The following is a 7,921-nucleotide window of genomic DNA, read 5'->3' on the forward strand; positions in this document are numbered from 1 at the left end:
GGGGGACGAGAAGCACGCGTGACCGCGCGAGAAGCGAGACGGCAGAACGGGAAAGGGCCGCAGTGACCACCGCCGAGCCGACACGCGCCGACCGCGCGGAGTCCGACCCCGACGTCTACCGTGAGGGCCATGACGCTCGTGATCCCCGGGACACCGCCCGCGACTCGCATGCTGATACCGGATCCGCTTCGCTCCCGCGAATAGTGCTCCCGACCCAGCGGCCCGCCCCGGCCGCCGTCCTCGCGCCGCCCCTGCCCGCCCCCGGCCCCGCCGCGCGGCGCAAGCGCCGCTACACGGTCATGGTGGCCACCGGCCTCGCCGCCCTCACGCACGTGCTGTGGTTCTTCCTCTTCGCGAACAGCGGCGGGGACCTGGCCGCGCAGGACGCCTGGGCCGAGTTCGTCGGACGGCACCCGGACTCCGCGTACAACCTGGCCTGGTACGGAGGGATGCACCCGGTCTCGTACAGCGTGGTCTCCCCGTACCTGATGTCGGTGCTCGGCGTCCGCAGCACGATGATGGTCGCCGGGACACTGTCGGCCGCGCTGACCGCGCTGATCCTGGTGCGGGTGCGGGCGGTCCGTAACCCGATGGTGTGTTCGATCGCGGCCGTCTTCGCGTTCCTGTGCAACGCGCTCTCGGGCCGGGTGACCTTCGGCCTCGGCATGATGTTCGCGCTCGGCGCGGTCGCCGCCGTCTTCTGCTGGCCGCACCGCTGGCGCTTCAAACGCTGGGCGAAGGCCGCGGTCGCCGCCCCGCTGGCCGGTCTCGCGACGGCGTGCAGCCCGGTCGCGGGCCTGTTCCTCGGGGTCGCGGCGGCGGCGCTGTTCCTCAACAAGCGGCGCCCCGGCGCGTACGCCCTGGGCCTCGCCCCGGTGGCCGTCGTGGCCCTGTCCTCCTGGCTGTTCCCCTTCTCGGGCACCCAGCCGATGGCCTTCGGCTCGACGGCACTGCCGCTGCTCTTCGGCGTCCTCGTCCTCGTCCTCGTACCGAAGGACTGGCGCACGGTCCGCACGGCCGCGGCCGTCTACTCCATCGGCACGCTCCTGACCTGGCTGATCGACTCGCAGATCGGCTCGAACATCTCCCGGCTGCCGATGCTCTTCGCGGGCGTCGTGCTGCTCGCGGCCCTGCCGTACACCGCGCCGCGCTCCCGCCGCTGGTACGCGCTGCTGCTCGCCGTCGCCGGACTGAACCTCTGGATCGGCTTCAAGGGCGTCGACGACGTCATCCGCACCGCCCCCGACGCCTCCTGGGCCCGCGAGCTGGCCCCCCTGGTGAACCAGCTCCAGGTACGGGACGCGGGCAAGGCGCGCGTCGAGGTCGTCCCGGCCTCCAGCCACCGCGAGTCCTCCGCGCTCAGCCCGTACATCAACCTGGCGCGCGGCTGGAACCGGCAGGCGGACATGGAGCGCAACCCGCTCTTCTACGACGACACCCTGAACGCCGCGAACTACCAGGACTGGCTCGACCGCTGGGCCGTCCACTACGTGGTCCTGCCCACCGGCGCCCCCGACTCGGGCGCCGAACAGGAGGCGGAGCTGGTCCGCGAGGGCCTCCCGTACCTGAACCAGGTCTGGTCCGACGAGAACTGGCGGCTGTACGAGGTGCAGAACCCGACCCCCCTCGCCGACCCGCCGGCCGAGGTGCAGAGCGCGGAGGAGAACGAGGTCGTGATCCGGGTCGACCGCCCCGGCCGGGTCCTCATCCGCGTCCCGTACTCGCCGTGGCTGGCGCTCGTGGACGAGAACGGCGGCAAGATCGAACCGCCGCAGGAGACCGAGGCGTCGAAGCTGGCCCGCGAGGAGTCGGAGACCGACATCCCGAAGGTCTTCGCCAACGAGAAGGGCTGCCTCTTCAAGGCGGAGGCGGACCCGGAGGGCGACGAGTGGACGGAACTCGTCGCCCCGAAGGCGGGCGTGTACCGCCTGGGCGCCCCGTACAAGCTGTCGCGGGGCACGGCCTGCCCGGAGGAACTGCGCCGCTAGGCCGTCTCCTTCGGACGGCTCGCGGGCCGGGCAGGATCCGGAGGGACGGCCTATGCCAGGTCAGTCAGCTCGTCCGCGTACACCTGGGAGAGCGGCTGCGGCCCGACGTACTGCTGGCAGTTGCAGGTGCCGGCCTCGTACCGGACGGGCTTCTTGTTCTCGTCCCAGGCCGTGGGCACCTCGACCCGCTCGTGGCACCGGCCCTGCTTGTCGTGCTTGGCGAGGTGGTGCGTGCACCCGCACACGGGCTCGGGCGTCTTGTGCGCGGCCTCGAGGGCGAGACGTTCCTGCTTGGCCGCCTCAAGGCGCTCCATCTTGCGCTCGTGCCGATGGCGCAGCGCGGTTCGGACGTTGTCGGCGGCCCAGGCGAAGCCGCCGGTCCAGAACAGAATGAGCACCCACCAGAACCAGTCCACGGCTGTTCCCCCATTTCCCCCGGTAAGTGAGGTCAGGATAGGACTGCCGGAGCCGGGTCACAGAGGGGTCGCGGCCTGGAGAATGCGGAACAGGGTCACGGCCGAGGTCGCCGAGGAGAGCGCGGAGACGGCGGTGCCGGCGGCCGCGCCCCAGGTGGCGAGGCCCACGACGGTGAAGAGGGACGGCCGGCGGCGGGTGGCGGGAGCGGGCGCGAGGAGCGCGGCGACACGGCGCGGCACGGGCCCGGCGGAGGCGAAGCCGGCGAAGGCCGTGGCCCGGGAGATCAGCGAGGCCTTGCCGACGGCGCGGGCCACGGTACGGCGGCTGCCGATCCGGGTGGCCGCCTGCTCGTCGGCCCACCGCTCGGTGGTGTAGGCGACGGCCGTGCGCAGGGGCCGCAGGAAGGGGTTGGCCCGCGCGGCGAGCTGCACGGCCAGCAGGAACCTGTGGTGCCGGGCGGCGAGGTGGGAGCGCTCGTGGGCGAAGAGCGCGCGGCGCTCGGGCCCGGAGAGCGCGGCGAGCAGGGAGGTGCTGACCACGACGCGGTCCCTCCGCCCGGGAAGGGCGTACGCGTAGGGGCTGGGGTCGGGAAGCACGACGACCGGGGTGGCGGGCAGCCCGACGAGGGCCAGCTCGGCCCGGCGGCGGACACGACGCCGCCGCAGGGCGGCCCGGCCGCAGGAAGCGATCACGACGGCGAGGGCGGGAATGGCCAGTGGCCCGGCGATCTCGTCGTAGGGGACGGCCGCGCGGACCTCGGGGTCGGACCAGCCGTCCGGCAGGGGGTTCCCGGGCAGCTGGGCGGTGCCGACGACGACGAGCAGACCCAGGGACAGGGTGCTGCACAGAGCGAGCACGCCCGAGAGCCCGGTGAGCAGCCGGGTGGCCGCCCGAGGATGGAGATGGTGCGCGGCGAGCCGGGCGACGGGCCATGCCGTCAGCGGCAGGACGAGCGGCAGGAAGACGAAGACCCCCATGCGTTCAGTCCTCCGCCAGCAGGTCCCGCAGCACACGCTCGTCATGGGCGGAGAGCCCGGTCACGAAGCGGGCGAGCACGGCCTCCCGGTCGGCCTCGCCGTCGAGCACCTTGCGCATCCGCAGGGCGGCGAGCCCGGCCTCGTCGGCGACGGCGGTCCACTCGAAGGACCGGCCGACCCGCTCCCGGCTGACGGCACCCTTGGCGTGCAGGCGCGTGAGGATCGTGATGACGGTCGTATAGGCGAGGCCGCCACCGAGCCGCTCCTGCACCCACCCCGCGGTCCGGGCCCCGCCGGCCTGCCGCAGCACGGCCAACACCTGCGCCTCGAGCTCCCCCTGCCGCCGCCGGGGAGGGGCCTCGCGCTCGCCCTTCGTCATTCCGCCACCCTCCACCCACGCCGAAGGGCACCCGCCGATCCCGGCGGGTGCCCCTCGTTCTTGTGCCCCCGGCAGGATTCGAACCTGCGACACCCGCTTTAGGAGAGCGGTGCTCTATCCCCTGAGCTACGAAGGCTGGGATCTGTCGGAGACTGGGTCCGAAACCCGGCCCGGAGGGGTGATGGGCTTCAGGCCGGTCGCCGACAGCGCTGTGGTGGACCCGACCGGTGAGGGCTGAGCCACCGCCGACAGTGTAGCGGGTGGGGTGAGATCCGCATCGGGGTTGTGATCGCCCGCTCCTGTGCCGTGCCGGCGGGCGGGTGCGGAGAGCGCTCATGTGGTGCCCGGCCGGCGCGCACCCCGCTCACCAGGCCCGTTCCCGCAGGGGTACGTGGACGTCGACACGAGTTCCCTCGCCGGGGGTGCCGGCGAGGGTGAGGCGGCCGCCGATCTCCGTGATCCGCTCGGTCATGCCGCGCAGCCCGTGGTGTCCGTGCGCGGGGGAGGACAGGTCGGCTGTGCCGAAACCGATTCCGTCGTCCTCGACCCGGACGTGCGCCCACCACCGGGTGACCCGTGAGGTGACCTTGATCTGCCGGGGCTCGGCGTGGCCGAGGCTGTTGCGCAGGCACTCCCGTACGACCAGGAAGAGCTCACGCCGGAGGGTGTCCGGCAGGCGCTGCTCGTCGCCCGTCGCGGCGAGGGAGACGGTGACCGACGCGGGGGCCGCGGCGTCGACGAACGCCCGGATCGCCTCGCCGAGCGGCGGCACGCCCGTTTCCGCGCGCAGATCGCCGACCAGTCTGTGGGTATGACCGATGGCCTCGCGCAACGACCGTTCAGCGGCGACGAGATGAATGTCACTCTCTCTTGTTCCCGGGGTCCGCGCCTCCATGTGACGCAGGGCCAGCGAGAGGGAGGTGCCGAGTTCGTCGTGCATCTCCCGGGCGATCCTGCGTCGTTCCTGCCGGTTCTGCCGGGTGTCCGTCGCGGCCGGACCGTCGGCCAAGGTGCACGCGCGGATCGCTCGGCCGAGGGCCTGCACGACCGCTTCCGCGCGCTGCTCCGCGGTGGCGTGCGGGCCGTCGCCGCTTCGCAGGGCGTGCAGCATGGCACACTCGAGCAGCAGCACTCCTGCCACAGAGGACAGTTGAGGCCCCAGGGCGGAAGAGTCCGGAGACCTCGGCGCCGGTTCCTCACGCACCCCGGCGGGGCGAGTCGTATACGACAGCATGTTTCGCGCGTACGCACTCAGGGCGGATCGCACCACGGGGCTGTCCGGGCTCCGGGCGTCGAGCACGGTCGGCAGCCGGTCTTCGAAGCGCCGCAGGATCGCGGCCGCCTCTCCCGGCAGCAGAAGCTCCGAAGCCCGTCCGGAACCCCGCTCCCGGGCCGAGGCCGGCGGGGCGTCGCGCCGCGGAGCAGCCGGTCGTCGCGACCGGACGGACACCGACCGACGGAGACCGTCCTGCAGGGCGGACGCGAAACCCCGACCCACGGCCGCTTCGAGCACACTGAACCCCGAGGGGTCCACGGGATGGGTGGACGTGTCCACGGTCCTCCTTGCCGGGCTCCCTTGACATGAAGCGGAAGTTAACAAACCGACTACCCTGTTTTCAGGGTCGAGCCTACATGTCATCCTGCAGGTCGTGGATCGAGCAGGGCGTAACGCGTGGTCGATTTGGCGAGACCTTGACAGCAGGAGCTCGATATACAGGATGCATCTGCGCTGGTTAGGCGGTCTTTGTGCGGTGCCACTCCCGGTATTGGTCAGGTTTTCGCCAGATGTGCGGCGCGTTCTCCGTCCAATGCAAGAGCTTTGACAAACCGGCTGAGCGGTTTGTACGTTCTCCCGGAAACCGGTGGACGATCTAGTGGGGGACTCGTGAGTCAGCGGTCGACAGACGTGAAGGACCGTCACATACCTTTCCCGCGCAGGGCCGGCGGAGTGGGCGTCATCGAGGCAGGCCCCGAGGGGCCGTCACGGAGCGCTCCGAGTCCGTCCGCGGCCTGGCGGGTGCTCGTTGTGGAGAGCGACACCAGTGAGGCGGAGTCCCTGGTTCTGGGGCTGCGTCGGCACGGACACCACGTCGACAGCGTCGATACGGGCGGTGGGGCGCTGCAGAACTACGAGGACGCCGACCTGGTGCTGCTCGATCTGGAGCTGCCCGACCTGGACGGCCTGGAGGTCTGTCGGGGAATCCGGTCGGCCGGTGACGTCCCCGTGATCGCCGTCACGGCGCGGGGTACCGAACTGGACCGCGTCCTCGGTCTCCAGGCCGGCGCGGACGACTACCTGGTGAAGCCGTACGGATTCCGCGAACTGATGGCACGTATGGAGGCGGTCATGCGCCGCGCCCAGCGGCCTCGTGAGCAGATCGCCACGGTTGTCTCGCACGGCTCGCTGCGGATCGACGCGAGCTCGCGGGAAGTGACCCTCGAAGGCCGGTCCGTCGAACTGACCCGCAAGGAGTTCGACCTGCTGCACCTCCTCGCCTCCCACCCGGAGACCGTGATCCCGCGCAAGCGGCTCATGCAGCAGGTCTGGGGAGACTCCTGGTCCCGGCGGACCGTGGACACGCACGTGAGCAGCCTGCGCAACAAGCTGGGCGCGAGCAGCTGGATCATCACGGTCCGCGGGGTCGGGTTCCGGCTCGGGTGCGGTTGAGAACGCGGCATCCACGGGGAAGCGAAGAAGGGAACGCAGGGTGATGCCCACCACCGCGAGGGGCCCGCTGTGCGAGGGCCGCGGCTGCGTGCGGGGCGCCGCCGGGGGTGAGCGCCGGCAGGCGTCCCGCGGGCTGCGTCTCTGCCGGACCTGCACGGACGCGCTCGCCATGGGCATCAGGGAGCTCGGGGCGCTCTACGAGGAGTGCGGGCGGGCGCTCGACGGCTCGTCGACCCGCGGACCGCGGGAGCGGACGACCGGCGGCCCGCTGCCGGGACTTCCCTTCAACGGGGCCGCGGCCGACGCGCGCACGGCGATCGTCGCGACCCTCGCTTCGTGGAGCGGGCTCATCGCCGCGGAGCGGAGCCTGGCGGTACCCGGGCGCGGAGCAGGCCAGTTGGCCCACTTCCTCCTGCGGAACACCGCGTGGCTCGCCGCCCATCCGGCGGCCGGCGAGGCTTCGGAGGAAGTGGCGGGGTTGGTGGAGAGGGCCCGCCGTGTGGCACGTCCCGACCCGGTCCGGCGCATTCGCGTCGGCACCTGTGTGGCGCCCGGCTGCGACGGCGATCTGACCGCCGCCGTACGCGCCCGGGCCTGGGCGCGGGACACGGAGATCCGCTGCGACCGACACCCGGACCACAGCTGGGCCGGCCACCAGTGGACTCAGCTGCGCCGTGACATGCAGCGGTCCGCCTCCGCGGCCGGTTCTGCCGCCGCTTCCGGCGCCGCTTCCGCCACCGGTTCCGTCGTGGGCCCGGAGCGATGGCTCAGCGCCGCGGACATCTCGCGGCTGTGGGGCGCCCCGACCGGAACCGTCTACCGGCTGGCCAGCGAGCAGGGATGGCGCCGGCGGAACCGGGACGGGCGCACGTACTACTCCGAGGCCGACGCCCACGAGTGCTTCAGCCGCCGTGCTGCCCGGTCGGCCTCGTCCTGACGCCGAACGGAGCGCCGGCAGACTCCTGCCCGTCCTCGCCCGCGCGGCCATGAAGCCGGCCGGGCCGGCACCGCATCCGGTGCCGGCCCGGCCGGCTTCGTCGTGTCGGGCGCCGGCCGGGGCGCGGCGTCCGCCCGCAGGCCGCCTGACGGGCTTCTGACACTCACCTGGCCGTTCTCCGACACAGCCGCCATGGGCTTGTGGAACCTGACCGAGTCCTGAAATCCACCTCATTGAACAGCCGTTCGCCGCCGAAGAAGCTTGGAGGCAAGGTCCGGTGCACTGTCCCCGAGGGCCTTTCACAAGGCCGGGGACACAAGAGTGCAGACGTGAGTCAGTCGGGAGAAGACCTACTGTGCGCAAGGTGCTCATCGCCAACCGCGGCGAGATCGCGGTCCGTGTCGCCCGTGCCTGTCGGGATGCCGGGATCGCCAGCGTGGCCGTGTACGCCGATCCGGACCGGGACGCTCTGCATGTCCGGGCGGCTGACGAGGCGTTCGCTCTGGGCGGTGACACCCCGGCCACCAGCTACCTGGACATGGCCAAGGTGCTCCA

General features: G+C 72.1%; 8 protein-coding genes and 1 tRNA gene. 4 read left to right on the forward strand and 5 right to left on the reverse strand.

Annotation, left to right across the window (positions count from 1 at the left end; all coding sequences use genetic code 11):
- The first annotated feature begins 62 nt into the window (after positions 1-62).
- Positions 63-1,988 (forward strand): DUF8823 domain-containing protein, encoded by a 1,926-nt coding sequence (locus tag ABT041_RS27795; RefSeq protein ID WP_502976604.1) that lies wholly within the window; start codon positions 63-65, stop codon positions 1,986-1,988.
- A 50-nt stretch (positions 1,989-2,038) separates the two neighbouring features.
- On the opposite strand, the gene ABT041_RS27800 is transcribed toward ABT041_RS27795, so the two are convergent.
- The 5 genes from ABT041_RS27800 to ABT041_RS27820 form a co-directional block, all read right to left on the reverse strand.
- Positions 2,039-2,404 (reverse strand): hypothetical protein, encoded by a 366-nt coding sequence (locus ABT041_RS27800; protein ID WP_351189204.1) that lies wholly within the window; start codon positions 2,402-2,404, stop codon positions 2,039-2,041.
- Positions 2,405-2,461: 57 nt separating this feature from the next.
- Positions 2,462-3,382, reverse strand: a complete 921-nt coding sequence (locus ABT041_RS27805; RefSeq protein WP_351189206.1) for a M56 family metallopeptidase — start codon at positions 3,380-3,382, stop codon at positions 2,462-2,464.
- A 4-nt stretch (positions 3,383-3,386) separates the two neighbouring features.
- Positions 3,387-3,761 (reverse strand): BlaI/MecI/CopY family transcriptional regulator, encoded by a 375-nt coding sequence (locus tag ABT041_RS27810; RefSeq protein WP_351189209.1) that lies wholly within the window; start codon positions 3,759-3,761, stop codon positions 3,387-3,389.
- Between the two features lie 63 nt (positions 3,762-3,824).
- A tRNA-Arg gene (locus ABT041_RS27815) sits at positions 3,825-3,897 on the reverse strand.
- A gap of 228 nt (positions 3,898-4,125) precedes the next feature.
- Positions 4,126-4,902, reverse strand: a complete 777-nt coding sequence (locus ABT041_RS27820; RefSeq protein WP_351189211.1) for a sensor histidine kinase — start codon at positions 4,900-4,902, stop codon at positions 4,126-4,128.
- Between the two features lie 807 nt (positions 4,903-5,709).
- Here ABT041_RS27820 and ABT041_RS27825 point away from each other — a divergent pair.
- From ABT041_RS27825 to ABT041_RS27835, 3 genes are all read left to right on the forward strand, one after another.
- Positions 5,710-6,429 (forward strand): response regulator transcription factor, encoded by a 720-nt coding sequence (locus ABT041_RS27825; RefSeq protein ID WP_502976605.1) that lies wholly within the window; start codon positions 5,710-5,712, stop codon positions 6,427-6,429.
- Positions 6,430-6,472: 43 nt separating this feature from the next.
- A complete protein-coding gene (locus tag ABT041_RS27830) occupies positions 6,473-7,366 on the forward strand; it encodes a hypothetical protein (protein WP_351189213.1) in 894 nt (297 codons plus the stop codon).
- Positions 7,367-7,721: 355 nt separating this feature from the next.
- On the forward strand, positions 7,722-7,921 hold a 200-nt coding region (locus ABT041_RS27835; RefSeq protein WP_351189216.1), incomplete at its 3' end, for a biotin carboxylase N-terminal domain-containing protein.

The organism is Streptomyces sp. NPDC002825 (assembly GCF_040295385.1).
Taxonomy (GTDB): Bacteria; Actinomycetota; Actinomycetes; order Streptomycetales; family Streptomycetaceae; genus Streptomyces.

Excerpts from the sequence above, each read along its gene's own strand:
- ABT041_RS27805 (WP_351189206.1), bottom strand. The coding sequence starts at position 3,382 with ATGGGGGTCTTCGTCTTCCTGCCGCTCGTCCTGCCGCTGACGGCATGG.
- ABT041_RS27810 (WP_351189209.1), bottom strand. The coding sequence starts at position 3,761 with ATGACGAAGGGCGAGCGCGAGGCCCCTCCCCGGCGGCGGCAGGGGGAG.
- ABT041_RS27830 (WP_351189213.1), top strand. The coding sequence starts at position 6,473 with ATGCCCACCACCGCGAGGGGCCCGCTGTGCGAGGGCCGCGGCTGCGTG.